The organism is Streptomyces sp. STAM6 (genome assembly GCF_054963715.1).
In genome coordinates, this window is the sequence record NZ_JBUEFZ010000017.1 from 40,121 (window position 1) to 62,823 (window position 22,703).

The 22,703-nt window shown below is 72.6% G+C and carries 17 protein-coding genes; 6 read left to right on the plus strand and 11 right to left on the minus strand.

From position 1 onward, the window contains the following. Positions 1-505: 505 nt before the first annotated feature. Entirely contained in the window at positions 506-1,441 is a 936-nt protein-coding gene (sigJ, locus tag ACY34K_RS20490) for an RNA polymerase sigma factor SigJ (RefSeq protein ID WP_462749096.1), read from the minus strand. Positions 1,442-1,604: 163 nt separating this feature from the next. Here sigJ and wrbA point away from each other — a divergent pair, with 163 nt between their 5' ends. Both wrbA and ACY34K_RS20500 read left to right on the plus strand, forming a co-directional pair. Beyond that, complete coding sequence (gene wrbA / locus ACY34K_RS20495; RefSeq protein ID WP_462749098.1) at positions 1,605-2,213, plus strand: NAD(P)H:quinone oxidoreductase; 609 nt, start codon at positions 1,605-1,607, stop codon at positions 2,211-2,213. Positions 2,214-2,295: 82 nt separating this feature from the next. Continuing rightward, on the plus strand, positions 2,296-2,736 hold the full coding sequence (locus ACY34K_RS20500) for a YybH family protein (protein ID WP_462749101.1): 441 nt from the start codon (positions 2,296-2,298) through the stop codon (positions 2,734-2,736). Positions 2,737-2,776: 40 nt separating this feature from the next. Here the strand turns inward: ACY34K_RS20500 and ACY34K_RS20505 are convergent, their stop codons facing one another. Together ACY34K_RS20505 and ACY34K_RS20510 are read right to left on the minus strand one after the other, a co-directional pair. Beyond that, the gene (locus tag ACY34K_RS20505) at positions 2,777-3,175 is read right to left on the minus strand and encodes a RidA family protein (protein ID WP_462749103.1); all 399 of its coding nucleotides are present in this window, start codon (positions 3,173-3,175) and stop codon (positions 2,777-2,779) included. Next, positions 3,172-4,332 carry an acyl-CoA dehydrogenase family protein gene (locus ACY34K_RS20510; protein WP_462749105.1) on the minus strand — a complete coding sequence of 387 codons (1,161 nt, stop codon included), beginning with the start codon at positions 4,330-4,332 and terminating at the stop codon, positions 3,172-3,174. Before ACY34K_RS20510 ends, ACY34K_RS20505 begins: the two co-directional genes overlap by 4 nt. A 117-nt stretch (positions 4,333-4,449) precedes the next feature. Here ACY34K_RS20510 and ACY34K_RS20515 point away from each other — a divergent pair, with 117 nt between their 5' ends. Together ACY34K_RS20515 and ACY34K_RS20520 are read left to right on the plus strand one after the other, a co-directional pair. Next, positions 4,450-6,057 (plus strand): AMP-binding protein, encoded by a 1,608-nt coding sequence (locus tag ACY34K_RS20515; RefSeq protein WP_462749108.1) that lies wholly within the window; start codon positions 4,450-4,452, stop codon positions 6,055-6,057. A gap of 31 nt (positions 6,058-6,088) precedes the next feature. Next, positions 6,089-6,928: a PaaX family transcriptional regulator gene (locus ACY34K_RS20520; RefSeq protein ID WP_462749110.1), complete on the plus strand. Its 840-nt coding sequence runs from the start codon at positions 6,089-6,091 to the stop codon at positions 6,926-6,928. Here ACY34K_RS20520 and ACY34K_RS20525 read toward each other — a convergent pair. Both ACY34K_RS20525 and ACY34K_RS20530 read right to left on the minus strand, forming a co-directional pair. Next, a complete protein-coding gene (locus ACY34K_RS20525; protein WP_462749112.1) occupies positions 6,888-9,290 on the minus strand; it encodes an oxidoreductase in 2,403 nt (800 codons plus the stop codon). The two genes, ACY34K_RS20520 and ACY34K_RS20525, sit on opposite strands and share 41 nt — an antisense overlap. Continuing rightward, positions 9,287-10,114 (minus strand): enoyl-CoA hydratase family protein, encoded by an 828-nt coding sequence (locus ACY34K_RS20530; RefSeq protein ID WP_462749113.1) that lies wholly within the window; start codon positions 10,112-10,114, stop codon positions 9,287-9,289. Before ACY34K_RS20530 ends, ACY34K_RS20525 begins: the two co-directional genes overlap by 4 nt. 295 nt (positions 10,115-10,409) lie before the next feature. Here ACY34K_RS20530 and ACY34K_RS20535 point away from each other — a divergent pair, with 295 nt between their 5' ends. Next, positions 10,410-10,823 (plus strand): ATP-binding protein, encoded by a 414-nt coding sequence (locus ACY34K_RS20535; protein WP_462749115.1) that lies wholly within the window; start codon positions 10,410-10,412, stop codon positions 10,821-10,823. On the opposite strand, the gene ACY34K_RS20540 is transcribed toward ACY34K_RS20535, so the two are convergent. The 6 genes from ACY34K_RS20540 to ACY34K_RS20565 all read right to left on the minus strand — a co-directional run bounded on the left by ACY34K_RS20540 (position 10,807) and on the right by ACY34K_RS20565 (position 22,003). Further along, positions 10,807-12,261, minus strand: a complete 1,455-nt coding sequence (locus ACY34K_RS20540; RefSeq protein WP_462749117.1) for an amino acid permease — start codon at positions 12,259-12,261, stop codon at positions 10,807-10,809. The two genes, ACY34K_RS20535 and ACY34K_RS20540, sit on opposite strands and share 17 nt — an antisense overlap. Positions 12,262-12,398: 137 nt before the next feature. Further along, positions 12,399-13,403, minus strand: a complete 1,005-nt coding sequence (argF, locus tag ACY34K_RS20545) for an ornithine carbamoyltransferase (RefSeq protein WP_462749119.1) — start codon at positions 13,401-13,403, stop codon at positions 12,399-12,401. 128 nt (positions 13,404-13,531) lie between these two features. Then, a complete protein-coding gene (locus tag ACY34K_RS20550) occupies positions 13,532-14,764 on the minus strand; it encodes an arginine deiminase (RefSeq protein WP_462749121.1) in 1,233 nt (410 codons plus the stop codon). A 29-nt stretch (positions 14,765-14,793) separates the two neighbouring features. Beyond that, positions 14,794-17,814: a DUF4132 domain-containing protein gene (locus tag ACY34K_RS20555; RefSeq protein WP_462749124.1), complete on the minus strand. Its 3,021-nt coding sequence runs from the start codon at positions 17,812-17,814 to the stop codon at positions 14,794-14,796. A 113-nt stretch (positions 17,815-17,927) separates the two neighbouring features. Next, a complete protein-coding gene (locus tag ACY34K_RS20560; RefSeq protein ID WP_462749126.1) occupies positions 17,928-20,531 on the minus strand; it encodes a polynucleotide kinase-phosphatase in 2,604 nt (867 codons plus the stop codon). Beyond that, positions 20,528-22,003 carry a 3' terminal RNA ribose 2'-O-methyltransferase Hen1 gene (locus ACY34K_RS20565; protein ID WP_462749127.1) on the minus strand — a complete coding sequence of 492 codons (1,476 nt, stop codon included), beginning with the start codon at positions 22,001-22,003 and terminating at the stop codon, positions 20,528-20,530. Before ACY34K_RS20565 ends, ACY34K_RS20560 begins: the two co-directional genes overlap by 4 nt. A gap of 424 nt (positions 22,004-22,427) precedes the next feature. Here ACY34K_RS20565 and ACY34K_RS20570 point away from each other — a divergent pair, with 424 nt between their 5' ends. Beyond that, entirely contained in the window at positions 22,428-22,691 is a 264-nt protein-coding gene (locus ACY34K_RS20570) for a hypothetical protein (RefSeq protein WP_462749129.1), read from the plus strand. Positions 22,692-22,703 lie beyond the last annotated feature (12 nt).

Sequence of the window (22,703 nt, forward strand, 5' to 3'; positions counted from 1 at the left end):
CGGCTCCCCTGCGACTTCCTTGCGGCTGCCGGGAGCCGGCCCGTCACGCCGGGAGTCCGCGGACCGGCACGTGCCCGAGATGCACCCCGTCGACGAACGGAGGGCGACCGGTGCGGCCCTCCGGTCCGTCATGCCCGCGGAGTCGGCCCGCTCCGTGTCCCCGGCGGCCGGGAACCCGCGCGCCTCCCAGCCGCATCCACGGGCAGACACACCACGTCACCCCGGCCCACCGCGCCCGGCTGCCCGGGTGCCGGGTGCCGCCGGCAGCCCGCGCGCCCCGGACCGGGCGGGCAGTCCCACCGGGGCTGCCCCTGGTCGAGGCCCTGTTGTCGCAGCGGTCGCACCGCCTCTCCTCGACCGGGCGGGGAAACCGAGACCCCCGCACCGCCCGCATCACCGCACCCTCCACCCTGGCGGGCCGCTTCTGCTCGTCAAGGGCCCCGGCGGGCCGTCGAACCCGCGCGCCTGACGGGTCGGCGGGACCGGCCGTCGACGGGGTCGGCCGTCAGCCGGTCGTCCACGGCCGGAGCTTCTCGGGGTTGAGCACGGCCCAGATCCGTCGGATCCGGCCGTCCGCGATGTCGAACGCGTACACCGACACGACGACGCCGTCCAGGCGGGCCACCAGACCGGGCTGGCCGTTGACCGTGCACTCCCCGACCGCCAGTCGGCCCGGACGGGTCCGGCCCGCGAAGAAGCGGGCGACGCGCTCGGCGCCCTCGATCGGGTGGGGCAGGGCCGTGACGATGCCGCCGCCGTCTCCGACGGCGGTGGCATCGGGGTCGAGAAGGCCGATGAGGGCGCTGATGTCCTGGGTCTCCCACGCCTGCTTGAACTCCCTGACGACACGGGCCCGCTGGGCCGTCGGTGACAAGGGAGCACGGGAGGCGTCGACGCGGCGGCGGGCCGAGGACGCCAACTGGCGGCAGGCCGCCGGGGTGCGGCCGACGATGTCGGCCACTTCGGCGAAGGGATAGCGGAAGACGTCGTGGAGGACGAACGCCACGCGCTCGGCCGGAGTCATCGATTCGAGCACGACGAGGAAGGCCATGCTGACCGACTCGTCGAGCGTGACCCGGTCGGCCGGATCGGCCGTACCGCCGTCCGTCGCGCCGACGGGCCACTCGGTGCGCCCGGGCAGCGGCTCGGGAACCCATTCCCCCACATAACGCTCCCGCCTGGCGCGTGCCGAGCGGAGCACGTCGAGGCAGATACGGCCGGCGACCTTGGTCAGCCAGCCGCCGGGGGACGCCACCGCCTCCTGCTGCGTTCGGGACATCGCGTACCAGCGGGCGTACGTCTCCTGGACGACGTCCTCGGCCTCCACCAGGGAGCCCAGCATCCGGTAGGCGAGGTTGATCAGCCTGCGGCGTTCAGCGGTGACCTCGCTCGGAACCGGGTCGAGCCGGCCGTCTTCCGGCGCGGTCGAAATGGTCGTCATGGTCTCGCGGCTCCCTCGGTCGGATCTCTTCTCACCTGTATGACGGGACAACACCCCGGAATGTGAGACCGGCGCTCCGCCTCACATTCCGCCCGGCCGTCTCGTCGTACCGGACAACGGAACGCCGCCCCCGCCGGCGCGGAAGCAAACGGAGGTACACGGCATGGAGCCCGTGAACGTCGCAGTCATCTACTACAGCACCAGTGGCAATGTGCACGCCCTGGCGCAAGCAGCCGTCGAGGGCGCCGAGAAGGCCGGCGCGTACGTCCGGCTCCGCAAGGTCGCCGAGACGGCCCCGCCCGAGGCGATCGACGCCCATCCGGCCTGGACCCGGCACCACCAGGACACCGCCGATGTCACCGAGGCCGGGCACGGCGACCTGGAGTGGGCGGACGCCGTGCTGTTCGGCACCCCGGCCCGATTCGGCAACCCGGCCGCCCCGCTGCGGCAGTTCATCGACACCACCGGACCCCTGTGGTTCGAGGGCCGGCTCGCGGACAAGGTGTACTCGGCCTTCACCGCCTCCAACAGTGCCCACGGAGGCCAGGAATCCACCCTCCTGGCGCTCGGCAACACCTTCTACCACTGGGGCGGGATCATCGTGCCTCCCGGCTACACCGACCCGGTCCAGTTCAAGTCGGGCAATCCCTACGGCACTTCGCACGTCGTCGGCGACGGGGCACCTGGCGAGGTGAGCCTGGAGGCAGCTCGTCACCAGGCCCGCCGTGTCGTCGGTGTCGCCACCGCGCTCAAGGCCGGCCGCGCCGCCTGATCCCGTCCCGCCGGCCCCGTCCCGCTGATCCAGTCCCGCTGATCCAGTCCCGCAGAACACACACGACCCGAAGGAGTACGCGATGACCGCCCACGAGTCCGAGATCCGGGCGCTCCTGGCGAGCCGCGCCGAAGCCCAGCAGACGAAGGACATCGACCGGCTCATGTCCTTCTACGCCGACGACGCCGTCTACTACGACGTCGTCCCCCCGCTGCGGTTCACCGGAACCGACGAGATCCGCCGCAACTTCCTGCGCTGGTTCGACGGATACGTCGGCCCCATCAGCCTGGAGACGCACGACCTCACCCTCGCGACCAGCGGCGACACCGCGTTCGCGCACATGCTCCACCTGGACTCCGGGGAGCGCAAGGGCGGTCTCCAGGCCTCGATATGGGTGCGTGAGAGTGTCTGCCTCCGGCGGTCGAACGGAACGTGGTCGATCACGCACGAACACGTGTCGATTCCGATCGACCCGGCGACCATGCAGGTCTGGCTCCCGTCCGACAAGGACCAGCCCGCCTGATCCTCGGCCGATACGGGCCGCGCGGGCGCCGTCGAGGGCGTCAGGGCAGGACCGCGATGCCGTCCAGTTCCACCATCGCCTGCTCGTCCCAGAGCCGGACCGCGCCGATGACCGCCATCGCCGGGTAGTCGCGGCCCGCCAGGCGGCGCCAGATGCGGCCCAGTTCGGCGACGCGGCCGCGGTAGTCGGCGACGTCCGTCGCGTAGACCGTGACGCGGGCCAGATCCGCCGGGGTGCCGCCGGCGGCTTCGAGGGCGGTGAGGAGATTGGTCAGGGCCTTCTCGAACTGCTCGGGCAGTGTCTCCCCGACCACCTTGCCGTCACCGTCGAGCGCGGTCTGGCCCGCGAGAAGGACCAGGCGCGAGCCGGTGGCGGTGACGGCGTGCGAGAAGCCCCGCGGCGGGGAGAGGTCAGGGGGGTTGATGCGCTCCAGGCTCATCGGGACGGCTCCTCCTCGCGGGTCGCGCCCGCCGCGTACAGCTCCTTGGCGATGATCGTGCGCTGGACCTCGGTGGCGCCCTCGTAGATGCGCGGGGCGCGGACCTCGCGATAGAGGTGCTCCAGCAGATGGCCGCGCTGGAGAGCCCGGGCGCCGTGCAGCTGGACGGCGGCGTCGACGACGTACTGCGCGGTCTCCGTGGCGAGCAGCTTCGCCATGGCAGAGCGCTTGGGTACGTCGTCGGCGCCCGCGTCGTACGCCGCGGCGGCCGCGTACACGAGCAGTCGTGCGGCCTCGGTGCGGGTGGCCATCTCGGCGACCTGGTGGGAGACGGCCTGCAGGTCCTTCAGCATGCCGCCGAAGGCGGCCCGTTCGGCCGTGTGGGCCGTCGTCGCGTCGAGCGCCGCCTGCGCCATGCCGACGGCGAACGCGCCGACGCTGGGACGGAAGAGGTTGAGGGTGCCCATGGCGACGCGGAAGCCGCGGTCGGGCTCCCCCAGGACGTCGTCCCCGGTCACCGGCACACCGTCGAAGAGCAGGCTGCCGATGGGGTGGGGGGAGAGCATGTCGAGGTGGCTGCCGGTGAGGCCGGGGCGGTCGGCGGGGACCAGGAAGGCGGTGACGCCGCGGGCCCCGGCGCCCGGGGTCGTCCGGGCGAAGACGGTGTAGAAGTCGGCTTCCGGGGCGTTGGAGATCCAGCACTTCTCGCCGGACAGCCGCCATCCGCCGCTGCCGGCCCCGGCCCCGGGGTCCGGTACGGCCTCCAGGGCGAGCGCGGCAGCGTCCGAGCCGGCGTCCGGCTCGCTCAGCGCGAAGGCGGCGACCGCCCGGCCCGCGGTGACCTCCGGCAGCCAGCGGGCCCGCTGTTCCGGGGTGCCGCACGAGGCGACCGGATGGGCGCCCAGGCCCTGGAGCGCGAGGGCGGTCTCGGCCTCCGTGCAGGTCCGGGCGAGGGACTCGCGCATCAGGCACAGGTCGAACGCACCCGCATCGAACAGCCGCGCCAGCAGGCCGAGCTCCCCCAGCGCGGCGACGAGCGGGCGGTTGAGCCGGCCGGGCTCGCCCTTCTCCGCGAGTGGCCGCAGCCGTTCGGCCGCCAGCGTGCGCAGCGCGGCGCACCAGGCGGTCTGTTCCGGATCGAGCGAGAATACGGGCATTCGTGCCCCCTCAGGAATCCGTCTCAGGAATCCACCTCAGGTTATCGCGGACCGTTGACTGTCGTCACCTTCACGATACGCTCGTGAGGCGTTCCCACCACGACAAGGGGGGCGAACATGGAGCTGACTGAATCGGCCCACCACGACAGCTTTGCCCGGGACCACCTCCCGCCGCGCGAGCAGTGGCCGGAGCTCGTCTTCGATCTGCCCGAACTGCGTTACGCCGACCGGCTCAACTGCGGCGAGGAACTACTGGACCGCACGGTCGAACGGTTCGGCCCGGACCGGCCCGTCTTCCGGGACGGCACGGGCGGCGTCTGGACCTACGGCGAGCTGCGCCGCAGGGTCGACCGCATCGCCCACACCCTCAGCTCCGACCTGGGGGTCGTGCCGGGCAACCGGGTCCTGCTGCGCGGCCCGACGACCCCCTGGCTCGCGGCCTGCTGGCTCGCCGTCATGAAGGCGGGGGCCGTCGCGGTCACCGTCCTGGCCCAGCAGCGGGCCCAGGAGCTGTCGGTGATGTGCGAGATGGCCGGCGTCAGCCACGCCCTGTGCGACATCCGGGCGGTCGACGACCTGGTCAAGGCGGAGGTGCCGGGCCTGCGGGTCACCGCCTACGGCGGTGACGCGCCGGACGACCTGCTGCGGCTCGCGGCCCGCCACCCCGGCTCGTTCGACGCGGTGCGGACGGCCGCCGACGACGTGGCGCTGATCGCGTTCACGTCGGGCACCACGGGCCGCCCCAAGGGATGCATGCACTTCCACCGCGACGTCCTGGCCGTCGCCGACACCTTCTCCGCCCATGTGCTGCGGCCGGAGCCCGACGACCTCTTCGCGGGCAGCCCGCCACTCGGTTTCACCTTCGGCCTCGGCGGCCTGGTGATCTTCCCGATGCGCGCGGGTGCCTCGGCCCTGCTGCTGGAGCAGGCCGCGCCCCGGCAGCTGCTCGCCGCGGTGGCCCGGCACCGGGTGACCGTGCTGTTCACGGCCCCGACGGCGTACCGGGTCATGCTGGACGAGGTCGACACCCATGACACCGGCTCGCTGCGCCGCTGCGTCTCGGCCGGCGAGAACCTGCCCGCCGCCACCTGGCGCGCCTGGCGCGAGCGGACCGGGCTGCGCATCATCAACGGCATCGGCGCCACGGAGCTGCTGCACATCTTCATCTCCGCCGCCGACGGCGCGATCAGGCCGGGCACGACCGGGGTGCCGGTACCGGGGTGGCACGCGCGCGTGGTGGACGCCTCGGGGCGGCCGGTGCCCGACGGCGAGGAGGGGCTGCTGGCCGTGCGCGGCCCGGTCGGCTGCCGCTATCTGTCCGACCCGAGGCAGCGGGAGTACGTCCGTGACGGCTGGAACCTCACCGGCGACACCTACGTCCGTGAGCCGGACGGCTATCTGCGCTATGTAGCCCGCGCGGACGACATGATCATCTCGGCGGGGTACAACATCGCGGGCCCGCAGGTCGAGGAGGCGCTGCTGGCCCACCCGGATGTGGTCGAGGCGGCCGTGGTGGGCCGCCCGGACGAACTGCGCGGCCAGATCGTGGTGGCCTACGCGGTGCTGCGCGACGGCGTCCCGCACGACGACGCCACGGCGGAGGCGCTGCGTTCGTTCGTGAAGGACCGTCTCGTCCCGTACAAGTGCCCGCGCCGGATCGTCTTCCTGGACGCGCTGCCCCGGACCGCCACCGGGAAGCTGCAGCGCTTCCGGCTGCGCGGCTGAGGATGTGCCGGGACGCCCTTAGAGTGATCACGTGGTCGAGCAGCACACTCCGCGGTCCCTGATCGTCTCCCTGTACGGCGCGTACGGGCGGACGCCCGACAACGCCCCGCTGCCGGTCGCCGAGCTCATCCGGCTGCTGGCGGTGCTCGGCGTGGACGCTCCGTCGGTGCGCTCCTCGGTGTCCCGGCTGAAGCGGCGCGGGCTGCTGGAGCCGCGCAGGACTGCGGACGGGGCCGCCGGGTACGCCCTGTCGGCGGACGCCCGTCAGCTCCTGGACGACGGCGACCGGAGGATCTACGGCACCCGGGAGCCCGAGCTCTCCGAAGGCTGGGTGCTCGCGGTGTTCTCGGTGCCCGAGGCCGAGCGGCACAAGCGGCATCTGCTGCGCTCACGACTCGGGCGCCTCGGGTTCGGGACGGCCGCGCCGGGGGTGTGGATCGCGCCTGCCGCGCTGTACGAGGAGACACGGCACACCCTGCAGCGGCTCCAGCTCGATCCGTACGTGGACCTGTTCCGCGGGGAACACCTGGGCTTCGCGGCGACGGCCGAGTCAGTGGCGCGCTGGTGGGACCTGGCGGCGATCGCCAAGCTGCACGAGGAGTTCCTGGATCTGCACGAGCCGGTGCTGCGGGCCTGGTCGAAGACGGCGGGCGGCTCGCCCGAGGACGCCTACCGGGACTACCTGTTCGCGCTGGACACCTGGCGCCGGCTGCCGTACGCGGATCCCGGCCTGCCGACCGGGCTGCTCCCCGCGGGCTGGCCGGGAGGACGGGCGGCGGCCGTCTTCGCCGGGCTGCACGACCGCCTGCGGGACCTGGGGGCCGGGTTCGTCAGCGGCTCGCGGGACCGGCCGGCGCCGCCGTCAGAGTGAGGCGTGGTTTGGGGGCGTCGGTGCGGCCCGTCGGCGGTTTCCGGCTGCCCGCGCGGTACGGCGGGGGCCAGACGGCGCCGGGGCCCTCGTACCCCTGTTCGGCCGCGGCGTGCAGCGTCCAGTGCGGGTCGTACAGGTGCGGGCGGGCCAGGGCGCACAGGTCGGCCCGGCCGGCGAGCAGCAGGGAGTTCACGTCGTCCCAGGAGGAGATGGCGCCGACCGCGATGACCGGGACGCGCAGCGCGTTGCGGATCCGGTCGGCGTACGGGGTCTGGTACGAGCGGCCGAATTCGGGACGCTCGTCGGGTACCACCTGGCCGGTGGAGACGTCGATGGCGTCGGCGCCGTGCTCGGCGAACGCGCGGGCGATCTCCACCGCGTCGTCGGCGGTGGTGCCACCGGGCGCCCAGTCGGTGGCGGAGATGCGGACGGTCATGGGGCGCTCGCCGGGCCACACCGCGCGCACCGCGTCGAAGACCTCGAGCGGGAAGCGGAGTCGCTTGGCGAGCGAGCCGCCGTAGGCGTCGGTCCGCCGGTTGGTGAGGGGCGAGAGGAACCCGGAGAGCAGGTAGCCATGGCCGCAGTGCAGTTCGAGCAGGTCGAATCCGGCGCGTACGGCGCGGCGGGCGGCGGCCGTGAACTGCTCACGGATGTCGGTGAGCGCGGCGCGGTGCAGTTCGTGGGGGACCTGGTTGACGCCGGGGCGGTAGGGCAGTGGTGAGGCGGCGGCGACGGGCCAGTTGCCGGTGTCGAGCGGCTGGTCGATGCCTTCCCACATATGCTTGGTGGAGCCCTTGCGGCCGGAGTGGCCGAGCTGGAGGCCGATGGCGGTGCCGGGGGCCTGCTGGTGGACGAAGTCGGTGATGCGGCGCCAGGCGCCGGTCTGGACGGGGGTGTAGAGCCCGGCGCAGCCGGGGGTGATGCGGCCCTCGGGGCTGACGCACACCATCTCGGTCATGACGAGCCCGGCGCCCCCGAGGGCGCGGGCGCCGAGGTGGACGAGGTGGAAGTCGCCGGGTACGCCGTCGGCGGCCGAGTACATGTCCATGGGCGAGACGACGACCCGGTTGCGCAGGGTCAGTCCGCGCAGCCGGAAGGGGGTGAACATCGGGGGTGTGGCGGGCGGGCAGCCGAAGTCGCGCTCGACGGCGTCGGTGAAGGCCGGGTCGCGCAGCCGCAGGTTGTCGTGGGTGACGCGGCGACTGCGGGTGAGGAGGTTGAAGGCGAACTGGCGGGGCGGCTGGTCGACGTACCCGGCGAGTTCCTCGAACCAGCGCAGGCTGGCGGCTGCGGCGCGCTGGGTGGACTCGACGACGGGCCGGCGTTCCTCCTCGTACGCGGCGAGGGCGGCGGGGAGGTCGGGTTGTTCCTCGACGCAGGCGGCGAGCGCGAGGGCGTCCTCGACGGCCAGCTTGGTGCCGGAGCCGATGGAGAAGTGGGCGGTGTGGGCGGCGTCGCCGAGCAGGACGGTGTTGCCGTGGGACCAGCGGTCGTTGACCACGGTGCGGAAGGCGATCCAGGAGGATGCGTTGGAGCGCAGGGACCGGCCCCGGAGGGCGTCGGCGAAGATCTTGGCGCAGCGCTCGACGGACTCCTGTTCGTCGAACTCGTCGAAGCCGGCCGCGCGCCACACCTCCTCGCGCATCTCGACGATGACGGTGGAGGCGCCGAGTGCGGGCTGCCGTCCGGAAGGGCCGGGTGCCGGGTGCTGTCCGGCGGGGCCCGGTGCGGGGTGGTCGGGAGCCGTGCGGGCGTAGGGGTAGGCGTGGAGCTGCATCACGCCGTGCTCGGTCTCGGCGATCTCGAACCGGAAGGCGTCGAAGGCGAAGTCGGCGGCGAGCCAGATGTAGCGGCAGCGGTGCGTGGTGAGGTGCGGCCGGAACGCGTCGGCGTGCGCGTCGCGGGTGCGGCTGTGCACTCCGTCGGCGGCGATGACCAGGTCGTGGGTGGCGGCGAGCTCGGCGGCCGGCGGGGCCTCCGTGCGGAAGCGGAGCCGTACGCCGAGGCCTTCGCACCGGTCGCGCAGGATTTCGAGGAGCCTGCGGCGGCCGAGGGCGGCGAAGCCGTGGCCTCCGGAGGTGAGGATGCGGCCGCGGTGGACGATGTCGATGTCGTCCCAGCGCACGAACTCGTCCTGCAGCGCCCCGTACACGACGGGGTCGGCGTGCTCGATTCCGCCGAGGGTCTCGTCGGAGAGGACGACGCCGAACCCGAAGGTGTCCTCGGGGGCGCCGCGCTCCCAGACCGTGATGTCGCGGCCGGGGTCGAGCCGTTTGAGCAGGGCGGCGGCGTAGAGCCCGCCGGGCCCCCCGCCGATGACGGCGACGCGCAGGGGCGGCCGTGCGGGGCCCGCGGTGCTCATCGGCCTTGCCATTTCGGCGGGCGCTTCTCGGTGAAGGCGGCGTGGAACTCGGCGTAGTCCTCCCCGGTCATGAGGAGGGCCTGGGTGGCGGCGTCGAGTTCGACGGCGGCGGCGAGCGGCATGTCGAGTTCCGCGGTGAGCAGCGCCTTGGTCTGGGCGTGTGCGAGGGCGGGGCCGTCGGCGAGGCGGCGGGCGAGCTCGGCGGCACGGGTGCCCGCCCGGCCGTCCTCGGTGAGTTCGCTGATCAGGCCGATGCGCTCGGCCTCGGGGGCGCGGACCGCCTCGCCGAGCATGAGCAGCCGGGTGGCGTGGCCGAGGCCGACGACGCGGGGCAGCAGATAGGCGGCGCCCATGTCGCCGCCGGAGAGGCCGACGCGGGTGAAGAGGAAGGCGAAGCGGGCGGTGGGGTCGGCGACGCGGAAGTCGGCGGCGAGCGCGAGGACGGCGCCTGCGCCCGCGGCGACCCCGTGGATCGCCGCGATGACGGGGAAGGGGCATTCGCGGACGGCGCGCACGACCTGTCCGGTCATCCGGTTGAAGTCCAGGAGCTGCGCGGTGTCCATGGCGAGGGTGGCGCCGATGATGTCGTCGACGTCGCCGCCGGAGCAGAAGCCGCGCCCCTCGCCGCCGAGGACGAGGGCGCGGACGGCCCGCTCCCTGGACAGCTCGGCGAGCAGGTCGCGCAGGTCGGCGTAGGCGCCGAAGGTCAGCGCGTTGAGCTTGGCCGGCCGGGCGAGGGTGACGGTGGCCACGCCGTCGTCGACGGCGAGCCGCAGATGCCGCCACTCCTCGGTGCGGGGCACGGAACCGGTGAACGGGCTCATGGGGGCGGCCTCCCTCAGCGAGCGGGCTGCTGATGCCTGCATTCAGAAGCTATCACTCGTGCGTGACTTCCGTCACGACTGCGCGATAAACTCGCCGGTAAGGGGGCGTCGTGTCACATCTGTCCGGAACCGGCGAAGGTCCTGTACCAGCTGTGGCACAGGTCCCCGGCAGGTGGGCGGGCGCCCCTGGTTCGGCTGCTTGCTCTTCGTAGGGTTGGCCTCGGGACCTCAGCAACCTCACCCGTCACAGAGGTCCATACTTCCCGAACGAAACACCGGAAACGGACCCCCCGCCGTGCTCGAAGCCTCCGGCCCAGCCTTCTGGCGTATCGCGCTGCCGCACAGCACCGCCGCAGTGCCGATCGCCCGCGCGCTGATACGGACGGCGCTGGCGGATCTGGACGCGCCGGCCGACGGCGACACCGCGGAGCTGCTCACGGCGGAGCTCGTCGCCAACGCGGTGGAGCACACCTCCGGCGACGGCCCCATCGAACTGGTGGTGGAACTGCTGCCGTGGGGCTGTCAGGTCGAGGTGCACGACGGCGACCCGTCGCCGCCCGGCGATCTGGCCCGCCCGGGGCCGCTCGGGCCGCCCGACCCGTGGCAGGAGCACGGGCGCGGGCTGCTGCTGATCCGTACGCTCAGCTCGGCGTGCGGGCACCGCCCCACCCCGCAGGGCAAGGCGGTGTGGTTCACCCTGCCGAGGTGACGAGGGCCTTGTCCTCCCGCTCGCCGTCCGCCGGCGCACCGGCGGCGAGCCGCGAGTTGCGACGCCCGTAGAACAGGTACACCAGCGCGCCGGCCACCAGGAACACCGCGAACTGCGCCCAGGTCTCCCAGCCGGTGCCCCACATCAGGTAGAGGCAGAAGGCCACGCCGAGGGCCGGGCTGAACGGGTAGAGCGGCACCCGGAAGCCGGTCTCGGTACCGGGGTAGCGGCGGCGCAGCGCGATCACCGCGATGTTGACCACGGCCATGACGGCGAGCGTGCCGATGGTGGTCAGGTTCATCACCACGTCGAGCGGGACGACGGCCGCCGGGACGGCGAAGACGAGGGCGACGATCCAGGTGTTGGCGACGGGCGTCGAGGTCTTCGGGGAGACACGGGCGAAGACGCCCGGGATCAGGCCGTCGCGGGACATCGACATCAGGACGCGGGTCTGGCCGTACATCACGGCGAGGACCACCGAGGCGATGGCGACGACGGCGCCGAAGGCGACGACTCCGCCACCGATCGCCGAACCGGTGACCTTGTCGACGATCAGGGAGAGCGCGGCCGGCTGGTCGGCGACGTCACCGGCGGACATGGCGCCGATGGCGGCGATCGCGACCAGGCAGTACAGCAGCGTGACGACACCGATACAGATCATGATCGCCAGCGGGATGTTCCGGCGCGGGTTCTTCACCTCTTCACCGGCGGTGGTGATCGCGTCGAAGCCGATGTACGAGAAGAACGCCAGCGAGGCACCCGAGGTGACGCCCATGAGCCCGTGCGAGGCGAACGGCGAGAGGTTGTCGGAGGTGAAGGCGGTGAAGGCGATCCCGCAGAACAGCACGAGGACGGCCAGCTTCACCACGGCCATGGCCGCGGTCGCCCGGGCGCTCTCGCGGACGCCGCGGACGAGCAGCAGGGCGGCGAGCGCGATCACCACGACGGCGGGGACGTTGACGACGCCGCCGTCCCCGGGCGGGCTGGAGAGCGCCGCGGGCAGCTGCCACCCGGTCAGGCTGCCGAGGAGCTCGTTGAGGTACTGGCCCCAGCCGACCGCGACGGCGGAGACGGAGATGCCGTACTCCAGCAGCAGGCACCAGCCGACGAGGAAGGCGACGCGCTCGCCGAGTGTGGCGTAGGCGAAGGAGTAGGAGCTGCCCGAGACCGGGATCGCGCTGCCCAGCTCAGCGAAGGAGAAGGCGGTGAAGATGCAGGTGATCGCGGCGAGGACGAAGGAGACGACGACCGCGGGGCCGGCCTCGGCGACGCTGTCGGAGAGGCCGACGAAGATTCCGGTGCCGACGATGGCGCCGACGCCGAAGCACACGAGCTGGAAGAGGCCCATGGTGCGCTTGAGGCCATGACCCTCCAGGTCGGCGCCGGATTCGGCGACCAGCTGGGCGGGAGTTTTGATGCGCGGTCCGGTGGGACGCATGGGGTGGTTCTCTTCTCTGGGCCGTACGGTCGTGCACACGCGAAGTGGGGTCCGGGCGTGCGAGCCCGAACCCCACCATTTGCGCCGATGCTAACCGGCCGAACGCATATTCACCCAATCGGTCGCATGCTCATCCCTCAGGGCGCGGCGAGCGTGGCGACCAGGACGGCCTTGATCGTGTGCATCCGGTTCTCCGCCTGGTCGAAGACGACCGAGTGCCCGGACTCGAAGACCTCGTCGGTGACCTCCAGCTCGGTCAGGCCGTGCCGCTCGTGGATCTCCCGGGCGACCGCGGTGCCGAGGTCGTGGAAGGCCGGCAGACAGTGCAGGAACCTGACCCGGTCGTTGCCGGTGGCGCGCAGGACGTCCATGGTGACCCGGTACGACGCGAGGGCGGCGATGCGCTCGTCCCAGACCTCCTGCGGCTCACCCATCGAGACCCAGACGTCGGTGGCGACGCAGTCGGCGCCGCGGACACCCTCGGCGATGTCCTCGGTGAGCGTGACCCGTGCACCGCTGGTCGCGGCGAGGTCACGGGCCCGCCCCACGATGTCGTCGCCCGGCCAGTACGCCCGCGGGGCCACGATCCGGACGTCCATGCCCAGCAGGGCGCCGGTGATCAGATAGGAGTTGCCCATGTTGTAACGGCCGTCGCCGAGATAGGCGAAGGCGATGGTCTCCAGGGGCTTGCCGGTGTGTTCGGCCATGGTGAGCACATCGGCGAGCATCTGGGTGGGGTGCCAGACGTCGGTGAGCCCGTTGTAGACGGGCACGCCCGCGTGGGCGGCGAGCTCCTCGACGGTGTCCTGGGAGGCGCCCCGGAACTCGATCGCGTCGAACATCCGGCCGAGCACCCGGGCCGTGTCCTTCGCGGACTCCTTCTTGCCGAGGTGGGAGCCGGACGGATCGATGTACGTGGTGGAGGCACCCTGGTCGGCGGCGGCGACCTCGAACGCGCACCGCGTACGGGTGGAGGCCTTCTCGAAGATCAGCGCGATGTTCCTGCCGCGCAGCCACTGCACCTCGGAGCCCGCCCTCTTGGCCGCCTTGAGCTCGGCCGCCAGCTCGATCAGGCTGCGGAACTCCTCGGCGGTGAAGTCCAGCTCCTTGAGGAAGTGCCGGCCGGTGAGATCGGTGGCCATGGGTGCTCCTGGGTTCCCGGATACGAAGACCATGGAAGTGTATACGAGGAATAGAATTTATATGCGGACCGGGTCGTCCTGGAAGAGTCCACCGTACGAAAGGGACGAAGCGTCGCCGAGGACCGTCGCTACGCCGCGTCCCGCTCGACGGGGCAGCTCATACAGCGCGGGCCGCCGCGGCCGCGGCCCAGCTCGCTGCCCGGGATCTCTATCACCTCGATGCCCTGCTTGCGCAGATGCGTGTTGGTGGTCACATTGCGCTCGTACGCGACGACGACGCCCGGCTCCACCGCCAGGACGTTGCAGCCGTCGTCCCACTGCTCCCGCTCGGCCGCGTGCACGTCCTGCGTCGGGGTCAGCACCCGGATGCCGGGCAGACCCAGCGCATGGGCGATCGCGCTGTGCATGTGCTGCGGCGGATGGTCGGTCACCTTCAGCCCATGATCGCGCTCGCCCGGCTCGATCGTGTACGAGCGGAGCATCCCCAGCCCGGCGTACTGCGTGAACGTGTCGTGGTCGACCATCGTCATCACCGTGTCCAGGTGCATGAGCGCGCGCCGCTTCGGCATGTCGAGCGCCACGATCGTACGGGCCGAGCCGGCCGCGAACAGTCCGCGGGCCAGCATCTCCACCGCCTGCGGGGTGGTGCGCTCGCTCATCCCGATCAGGACGGCGCCGTTGCCGATGACCAGGACGTCGCCGCCCTCGATCGTCGAGGGGTAGTCGTCCTGCCCCTCCGACCAGTGGTGGAAAGGGCCCGCCTCGGGGCCGGTGAACAGCGGGTGGTGTTTGTAGATGGCCTCGAAGTGGACCGTCTCGCGCTGCCGCGCGGGCCAGCGCATGGCGTTGATGGAGACCCCGTCGTAGATCCAGGCCGAAGTGTCCCGGGTGAACAGGTGGTTGGGCAGCGGCCGGAGCAGGAACTCGTCCATCTCCATCACATGGAACCGCACGGACGTCGGCTCGGGGTGACCGGCGAGGAACTCCCGCTTCGTCATCCCGCCGATCAGCGCCTCGACCAGCTCTCCGGTCGCCATCCCGTCGAACACCGCTCTGAGGTGGTCGGTGGCCAGCGGTCCGTACTCCTTCTCGTCGAAGACCCGGTCCAGGACGAGCTTCCTGGCCTCCGGAATCTCCAGCGACTCGTGCAGCAGATCCCCGACGAGGTGCACGGCCACCCCGCGGTCACGCAGCACATCGGCGAATCCGTCGTGCTCGTGGCGGGCCCTCCGCACCCACAGCACGTCGTCGAAGAGCAACGCGTCCTTGTTGCTCGGTGTCAGCCGCTTCAGTTCCAGATCGGGCCGGTGGAGGATGACGCGGCGCAGGCGCCCGGTCTCGGAATCGACATGGAATCCCATGCCCCCATCCTCGCCGCGTCCGACCCTCTTCACCCGGCAAACGGCCGGAGCTTCTCCAGACGGAGCTCGCACTGCAGCGCGTCGTGCAGGGCGTCGGCGGCCAGATCGCGCCGTTCCTCGTCGGTGAGCTCCGGGAGCTCCCGTTCCACCAGCCGCCGCAGCACCCGCCAGGTGCTGTTGCCGCGCGGTGGGTGACCACTGACGTTCCCCCTGATCATCCGGCGGATGTCGTACGGGATGTGGAGCCGCTCCTGCTCGTCCGGCGCGGCCAGCAGCGCGGCCGCCCGCTCGGAAGACATGTCCTCGATGCCGCACCGCGCCGCGAGCTCCCCCGCGAGCAGACGCACATGATCGGCTCGCAGGGCCTGCTCCACGGCCTCCCGGAAGGTCCCGGCCGGGTCGCCCGCCGCGAACGGCTCGACGTGCACCAGCAGGGTGAGCAGCGCGTACAGCGCCCCTGACCCGCCCTCCGTCTCGGTCAGGCGCCGCTGCTGGGCCTCGAGCCCCCGGCCCATCAGGTCACGCAGCCTCGCCGAGCGGACGAGACCGCGGACGGCCTTCTCGGAGAAGGCGAGCGGGTGCGTCCCGGGCACCAGGGTGGCGTCCACCACTTCCTCGCAGATCAGTTCCGCATGCACGCACTCGGCGAACCGGGGCTCCTCGAGCAGTTCCTCCACGACGCCCGGGCCGCGCCGCTCCAGCCACGGGACCACGCCCAGACGGAGGTCCCCGTCGGGGTCCTCGAGCGGTACCCCGGCGCGGATCAGCGCCACCAGGGCCGCCAGATCGGGCGTCTGTGGCCAGGGTCCGTCGCCGCGCCGGGCCACCAGCGCCCGGACGGTCCCGCGCCGGTCCCCCGCCTGCCGCATCCGCCCGGCGATCGCGACCAGCACCGGCTCCAGCGCGGCGACGGGCGGACGCTCCCGCTGGAACCGCTGGAGGTAGAGGTCGAGCCACTGGTGGACGGATGCCAGCGGGAGCACTTCGGTGCCGCCGGCGCGGCCGGTGATCCGGTCCAGTACGCCGGTGGCGTCCAGCAGAGTCAGCCAGTACCCGGCGGCCGTGTCCACGGCGGCGTGCGACGAGCCGCGGGGCACCGGCGGCAGCCGCAAGAGGTGGGTGCCGAGGTCGGGCCGCTCCCCCACCAGCCGCTCCAGGACCGGAAGCCAGGCCGTCCACACCGCGACGGTGGCCTTCTCCATGCCGCCACCGCGCAGGAGTTTGGCCAGGATCTCCGCATGGTCGTCATCGGCCGGCAGCGGTCCGTCCGCCGTCGCGGCCAGCTCGTCGGCGAAGGTCTGCGGAGTCGCGCCGCCTCTGCCGCACCACACGAGCACCAGGTCGCGGAAGCGCCGCAGCGCCTCGTCCGCCGGGAGCCGCGCGGACAGGCCCTTGCTGTACTCCCTGACCATCCTGTCGGTGATCACGCCCAGCGCGGTGAACTCGGCCATCAGCCCGGCCAGCGTGTTCTCGTCGACCTGCTTGCCGGCCTGCCGCTCCAGCTCCCTGGCCTCCGTGAACAGCGGCCGCGCCATCGCCGGGCTCCCCGCCCCGGCGATCAGCCGGGCTCCCTCGTCCAGCGCGTACGGCAGCAGTTCGGGCATGTCGGCGGTGAGTTTGCCGACCCTGTCCCGCAGTTGTCCGGCCGCGCGGCCCGGCTTGGCGACCGCGGTGCCGGCGCAGGCGCGCAGCGGCGCGAGCAACGCCATCGCGCGCCGCGCGTGGTGAGGGTGGTCACGGCAGACCTGGGCGAGGAAACCGAGCCCGGTGGCCAGGACCCGGCCCACCGGTGTGCCGGGGCCGCCGGCGGGGTCGAGGCCGAGCGCGCGGGCCACCACGTCCTCGGCGGCACCGGCCCGCTCGGGCACCAGGCGCACGATCTCCTGCCCCTCGTCGAGCGCTCCCCATGCGTACCGCCGGGCCGTGAGGCACTCCTGGCGTGCGTCGGCGGGACTTCCGGCGAGCACCGCGCCCGCCGACAGCAGCCGGCCGTCGCTCACGGGCTGCTGATGCCACTGGGGCGGCCGGACGGGCCGGTCGCCGGGCGGCTGTGCGCCGTACGCCGCGCAGTCGGCGAGGAACGCCTGGTAGGCCGCGGCCGAGTCGGCGTGCTCCGGCCGGTGCCCGGGCAGCGCGCGCTCCTCCCGGTCCCGCTCGTCGTAGAGCGTGGCCAGCGCCCGCAGGCCCTCGGACCACACGGCGGGTGGAATGAAGTCGTACGCGCCCGGACCGAGGCGATCGCGGGTGCCGACCCACCAGAAGTCATTGATGCCGACGACCGACATCGGGCCCTGATAGCGCAGGTCCACCCGCAACTGGTACTGCCGGCCCCGGTCTTCGAAGGTGTACATGGCGTGTTCGCCCTCGACGCGTCCGCCGAACCGGGACACGACGCGCTCGAAACGGGCCCCGGTGTGGTACTCCGCGCCGTCGAACATGCGGATCTGCAGATGGCCGGCGTGCGGATGCGGAGCGGGGGACGACGCGGGCCTGACGTACACCGCGCGGTGCAGCTGCTCGATGTGCTGCTCCCCGCCGAACTCGTCCAGCAGAGCCCGCCACCTGGCCGGCCGTCCGGTGCCGCGCGGGTCGAGCAGCGCCGGATGCACCAGCCCCACCGTGCCGCCGGTGAGGACGACGGGGCCGTCGGTGCCGGTCAGCTCGATCCGGGTGCCGTCGACGCCGGTGAGCAGCCCGGCCCGGCCGACGTCCGGGCCCTCGGGGCCGTACGGCGCGACGACGGCGAACCTCAGGGCCCGCTGCCAGTAGGGGTCGGTCCACACCGCGCGGAGCAGCCCGGCCGGAACGGGCAGGGAACGAACCATCCATGTCTCGGCCAGGGTGCGGGCCTCGGCGGCGTGGTCCCGGATCCACTCCGCCAGGGCGGTCAGCTCCGCGAGCGCCGGCTCGCCCTTGAGCGCGGGCGGCACCTTCTTCAGCTCCCGCCCGGTGGCGGTCTTCCGGCACCGCACCGCGGGCTTCGGCTCGGCATACGCGTCGAGCGTCACTTCCCAGTCCCCGACAGCGGTCCAGCCCGCGGCCACACCCATGACGCATCCCCCGTGTCCGTGCCCCCCGCCCCTGCCCGAGCGGGTGATCACACCCTACGGGGAGGCACTGACAGCGCCTCCCCGCAGGGCGTCCCGTCCGGCGGCGGGTGGGCTCACAGGCGCGGGTCGACCGGCTCCGACTCCAGGGCGAGGACGGCGAAGACCGCCTCGTGGACCCGCCACAGCGGCTCACCGCCGGCGAGCCGGTCCAGTGCCTCCAGCCCCAGGGCGTACTCGCGCAGGGCGAGGGACCGCTTGTGGCCGAGGAAGCGGTCACGGAGCCGCTCCAGGTGTTCGGGGCGGGTGTACTCGGGGCCGTAGATGATCCGGAGGTACTCCCGGCCGCGTACCTTGATGCCGGGCTGGACCAGCCGGCCCTTGCCGTCCCGTACGAGGGCCTGCAGCGGCTTGACGACCATGCCCTCGCCGCCGGCTGCCGTCATCTCCAGCCACCAGTCGACGCCCGCCCGCACCGATGTCTCGTCGCCGGTGTCGACGACCATCCGCCGGGTGACCTGGAGCAGGCCCGTCGGGTCGTGCTCCACGAGCCGGTCCAGCCACGCCAGTTGCTCGTCGTGCGGCACGGCAGCGAGCGAGCGTCCCTGGGCGGCCAGGATCTGGAAGGGGGCGAACCGCACTCCGTCCAGACCCTCGGTGTCCCAGCAGTACCGCCGGTAGGCCTCGGTGAACGCGGCCGCGTCCGCGGCCCGTTCCCGCTGCTTGTCCAGCAGCCCGCCGACGTCCAGGCCACGGCCCGCGGCCGCCTCCAGGGCCGCGACGGCGCCGGGCAGGACGGCGCCGGACGCGGCGCCCACCGCGGCGTACTGGGTGCGCAGCAGGCCGGACGCCTTGAGCGACCACGGCATGAGTTCGCCGTCCAGCAGCAGCCAGTCCGTGTCGAGTTCCTCCCACAGGCCCGCGGCCGTGATCGCCGTGCGCAGCCGCTCCAGCACCTGCTCGGTGACGCTCGCGCCGGCGTCGGCGCCGCCGGTCGACTCCGCGAAGAACGGCCGGCCGGTACGGGTGTGCAGGGAGCCCGTCGGAACCGTGCCGGGGCCCTCGGTACCGGCGGTGCCGCCGACGCCGAACCGTTCGCGGGCCGCGTCGGCGTCGCGGCAGACCAGTGCCACCGCCCGCGAGCCCATGTGTTTCTCCTCGCACACCACCCGCTCGACGCCGTCCGACCGGTACTGCGCGAACGCCTCCGCCGGGTGTTCCAGATAGCCCTCCTCGCGGGAGGTCGCGGTGGGCGCCATCGTCGGCGGCAGGTAGGCCAGCAGCCGCGGGTCGACGGCGAACCGGCTCATCACCTCCAGCGCCGCGGCGGCGTTCTCCTCGCGCACCCCGACGTTGCCCAGGTGCCGGGTCTCCACGACCCGCCGGCCGTGCACGTCGGCCAGGTCGAGGGGGCGGCCCTGGTGCCCGCCGGGTGCCTCGGGGGCGAGCGGCTTGGCCGGCTCGTACCAGACCTTCTCGGCGGGTACGTCGACCAGTTCGCGCTCGGGCCAGCGCAGTGCGGTCATGCGTCCGCCGAACACGGCTCCGGTGTCGAGGCAGATGGTGTTGTTGATCCAGGAGGTGCTGGGGACGGGCGTGTGGCCGTAGACGACGGCGGCACGGCCGCGGTAGTCCTCGGCCCAGGGGTAGCGCACGGGCAGGCCGAACTCGTCGGTCTCACCGGTCGTGTCGCCGTACAGCGCGTGCGAGCGCACCCGGCCGGAGGTGCGGCCGTGGTACTTCTCCGGCAGTCCGGCGTGGCAGACGACGAGCTTTCCCCCGTCGAGGACGTAGTGGCTGACCAGCCCGTCGATGAACTCCCGCACCCGGGTGCGGAACTCCTCGCTCTCCCCCTCCAGCTGCTCGATGGTCTCGGCGAGCCCATGGGTGTGCTGGACCTTCCTGCCCTTGAGCCAGCGTCCGAGCTTGTTCTCGTGGTTGCCGGGAACGCACAGCGCGTCGCCCGAGGCGACCATGCTCATCACGCGGCGCAGCACTCCGGGGCTGTCGGGGCCGCGGTCGACGAGGTCACCGACGAAGACGGCCGTGCGCCCCTCGGGGTGCGAACCGTCGTCGTAGCCGAGCTTGGCGAGCAGGGTCTCCAGTTCGGAGCTGCAGCCGTGGATGTCGCCGATGATGTCGAACGGACCGGTGAGGTGGCGCAGGTCGTTGAACCGCTTCTCCAGGACGACCTCGGCGGCCTCGACCTCCTCGACGCCGCGCAGGACGTGCACCTTGCGGAAGCCCTCGCGTTCCAGGCCGCGCAGCGAGCGGCGCAGCTCGCGCCGGTGTCGCTGGATGACGTGCCGGGGCAGGCCGGCGCGGTCGGGCCGGGTGGCGTTGCGTTCGGCGCAGACCTCCTCGGGCAGGTCGAGGACGATGGCGATGGGCAGCACGTCGTGTTCCCGGGCGAGCTGCACCAGCTTGCGGCGGCTCTCCTGCTGGACGCTGGTCGCGTCGATCACCGTCAGCCGGCCGGCCGCCAGGCGCTTGCCCGCTATGTAGTGCAGGACGTCGAAGGCGTCACGGCTGGCGCTCTGGTCGTTCTCGTCGTCGGCGACGAGGCCGCGGCAGAAGTCCGAGGAGATGATCTCGGTGGGCTTGAAGTGCTTGCGCGCGAACGTCGACTTGCCGGAGCCGGTGGCTCCGACCAGGACCACGAGGGAGAGGTCGGTGACGGGCAGCTTGCGGGTCGTACTGGTTGCTTCGGTGGTGCTCATGCGACCTTCTCCTCCTTGTCGGTCGGGGCCTTCGCGGTCAGGGTGAACACGGCCATCTGGGTGGGCGGGCCGACCTCCGGGTCGTCCGGCCCGACGGGCACGAACTCCACGTAGTAGCCGTGCCGTTCGGCGACCGTGCCGGCCCAGGCGCGGAACTCCTCGCGGGTCCACTCGAACCGGTGGTCGCTGTGGCGTGTGTGCCCGGCGGGCAGCGTCTCCCAGCGGACGTTGTACTCGACGTTCGGCGTGGTCACGATCACCGTGCCGGGCCGGGCGGCACCGAACACGGCGTATTCGAGCGCCGGCAGCCTCGGCAGGTCGAGGTGTTCGACGACTTCGCTCAGCACCGCCGCGTCATAGCCCTTGAGCCGCTTGTCGGTGTACGTGAGCGAGCCCTGGAGCAGGGTGACGCGGCCGGCCTGGCGCTCGCCCATCCGCTCCAGCCGCAGCCGGCGCGAGGCGACGGTCAGGGCCCGTACGGAGACGTCGACACCCACAATGTCGGTGAACCGGACGTCCTTGAGCAGTGCCTGGACCAGTTGTCCCTGGCCGCAGCCCAGGTCGAGCACCTTGCTCGCGCCGGCGTCGCGCAGCGCCTTCAGGATGGCGTCGCGCCGCTGCTCGGCGAGCGGCACGGGTTTGGCTTCCGTGTCGGTCGTCTCGTCGACCGCGTTGTCGACGTCCTCGACGTCGAGGTCTTCGGTCTCGGCGAGCCGCACCAGCTCCAGCCTCTCCATCGCCTGCCGGGTCAGGCCCCAGCGGCGGGAGAGGTAGCGGCTGGTGATGAGCTTCTGCTCGGGGTGGTCGGCGAGCCAGCCTTCGCCGGCCCGCAGCAGCTTGTCGACCTCGTCGGGTGCCACCCAGTAGTGCTTGGCGTCGTCGAGGACCGGCAGCAGGACATACAGGTGCCGCAGCGCGTCGGCGAGCCGCAGCTCGCCCTCCAGGACCAGGCGCACATAGCGGGAGTCCCCCCACTGGGGGAACCGCGCGTCGAGCGCCACCGGCTCGGCCTCGACCGACGACCAGCCGAGCGGCCCGAAGAGCGCACGGACCAGGTCGGCACCCCCGCGCGCGGGCAGCGCCGGGACCTCGATCCGCAGCGGCAGCGGCGCCGCGGCCCGTTCCGGCAGGGCGTTGCACACGCCGCGCAGGGCGCTTTTGAAGACCGTGCTGACGGCCACGGACAGCAGCGACGAGGCGGCGTACGGCCGGTCGTTCACATACTGCGCGAGCGCCGCGTCGGGAGCGCCGCCACGGCCCTTGCCCCGGCCGCGACGGACCAGCGCCACGGGATCCACCTCAAGCAGCAGGGCCGCCGTGCAGCGCTCCGACGTCGCCTCGGGGTAGAAGACATGCGCCGTGCCGTGCGAGGTGGAGAACGCCTGCGCCTTGTCGGGATGCTTGTGCAGCAGGAAGCCGAGGTCGGTTGCGGGGCGCTCTGGGGAGCCGGTCGTACTGATCGTCAGGAACACGCGTCCGAGTATGAGCCGCTCCGGCCGCTGTGAACAGCGGTTTTCATAGGGGCCTGGCCGCACCGAGTGGACTCGGCACCGCTGCGGAAGACCATGCGCCGGGGTGTGTGGCCTTCCCCGCGGGAACCGGCGCACGGACAGCGCTCATGGGGCGCGCGCGGAGGGCGCAGGGCGCACGCTCCCCCGTCGCTGTTCCGAACGGTCGTCAACAGGTAGCCCCTGCCGCGCCCACACCGGCACGCCCGGGTGAACCTTCGTCAACCTGGTGGCGCGCGTCCGTCCCCGCCAGTGACCAGCGGCCCGCACCCCTCGTTGGCTCGGGCGGAGCCGGACCGCCCGGCCCGCGCGCCGGCGGCAGCTGTCGGCGCGTCGTAATGTCGCGCCACCCTCCCCCACGGGGTGGGCCAGGGCCGAGGAGGCCGCCATGTCCCAGGAAGCCGTGCCCGAACAGACCACGCCCGAGCAGCCGGTGCAGGAGTCCGTGCCCGAGCAGAAGGGCGCCGGCGCCCCCAAGAACCTGCTGCAGCAGATGGAGGAGTTGATGGCGGCACTCACCGCCGATCTTTCACAGCTCGACGCCGATCTTCAGTCCTCGGCCGACCGCACGGGGTCAGCCGGTTCCACCGCGCCCGCCGAGAGCGCCGCCGAGGGCCGCCCCGCCGACGGGAGCACCTCCACACTCCGCTGACGGCCCGCCCGG

What these genes read in the sequence shown, in the direction of transcription:
- sigJ (WP_462749096.1), bottom strand. Translation starts at nt 1,441, where the DNA reads ATGACGACCATTTCGACCGCGCCGGAAGACGGCCGGCTCGACCCGGTT.
- wrbA (WP_462749098.1), top strand. Translation starts at nt 1,605, where the DNA reads ATGGAGCCCGTGAACGTCGCAGTCATCTACTACAGCACCAGTGGCAAT.
- ACY34K_RS20500 (WP_462749101.1), top strand. Translation starts at nt 2,296, where the DNA reads ATGACCGCCCACGAGTCCGAGATCCGGGCGCTCCTGGCGAGCCGCGCC.
- ACY34K_RS20505 (WP_462749103.1), bottom strand. Translation starts at nt 3,175, where the DNA reads ATGAGCCTGGAGCGCATCAACCCCCCTGACCTCTCCCCGCCGCGGGGC.
- ACY34K_RS20510 (WP_462749105.1), bottom strand. Translation starts at nt 4,332, where the DNA reads ATGCCCGTATTCTCGCTCGATCCGGAACAGACCGCCTGGTGCGCCGCG.
- ACY34K_RS20515 (WP_462749108.1), top strand. Translation starts at nt 4,450, where the DNA reads ATGGAGCTGACTGAATCGGCCCACCACGACAGCTTTGCCCGGGACCAC.
- ACY34K_RS20525 (WP_462749112.1), bottom strand. Translation starts at nt 9,290, where the DNA reads ATGAGCACCGCGGGCCCCGCACGGCCGCCCCTGCGCGTCGCCGTCATC.
- ACY34K_RS20530 (WP_462749113.1), bottom strand. Translation starts at nt 10,114, where the DNA reads ATGAGCCCGTTCACCGGTTCCGTGCCCCGCACCGAGGAGTGGCGGCAT.
- ACY34K_RS20540 (WP_462749117.1), bottom strand. Translation starts at nt 12,261, where the DNA reads ATGCGTCCCACCGGACCGCGCATCAAAACTCCCGCCCAGCTGGTCGCC.
- argF (WP_462749119.1), bottom strand. Translation starts at nt 13,403, where the DNA reads ATGGCCACCGATCTCACCGGCCGGCACTTCCTCAAGGAGCTGGACTTC.
- ACY34K_RS20550 (WP_462749121.1), bottom strand. Translation starts at nt 14,764, where the DNA reads ATGGGATTCCATGTCGATTCCGAGACCGGGCGCCTGCGCCGCGTCATC.
- ACY34K_RS20555 (WP_462749124.1), bottom strand. Translation starts at nt 17,814, where the DNA reads ATGGGTGTGGCCGCGGGCTGGACCGCTGTCGGGGACTGGGAAGTGACG.
- ACY34K_RS20560 (WP_462749126.1), bottom strand. Translation starts at nt 20,531, where the DNA reads ATGAGCACCACCGAAGCAACCAGTACGACCCGCAAGCTGCCCGTCACC.
- ACY34K_RS20570 (WP_462749129.1), top strand. Translation starts at nt 22,428, where the DNA reads ATGTCCCAGGAAGCCGTGCCCGAACAGACCACGCCCGAGCAGCCGGTG.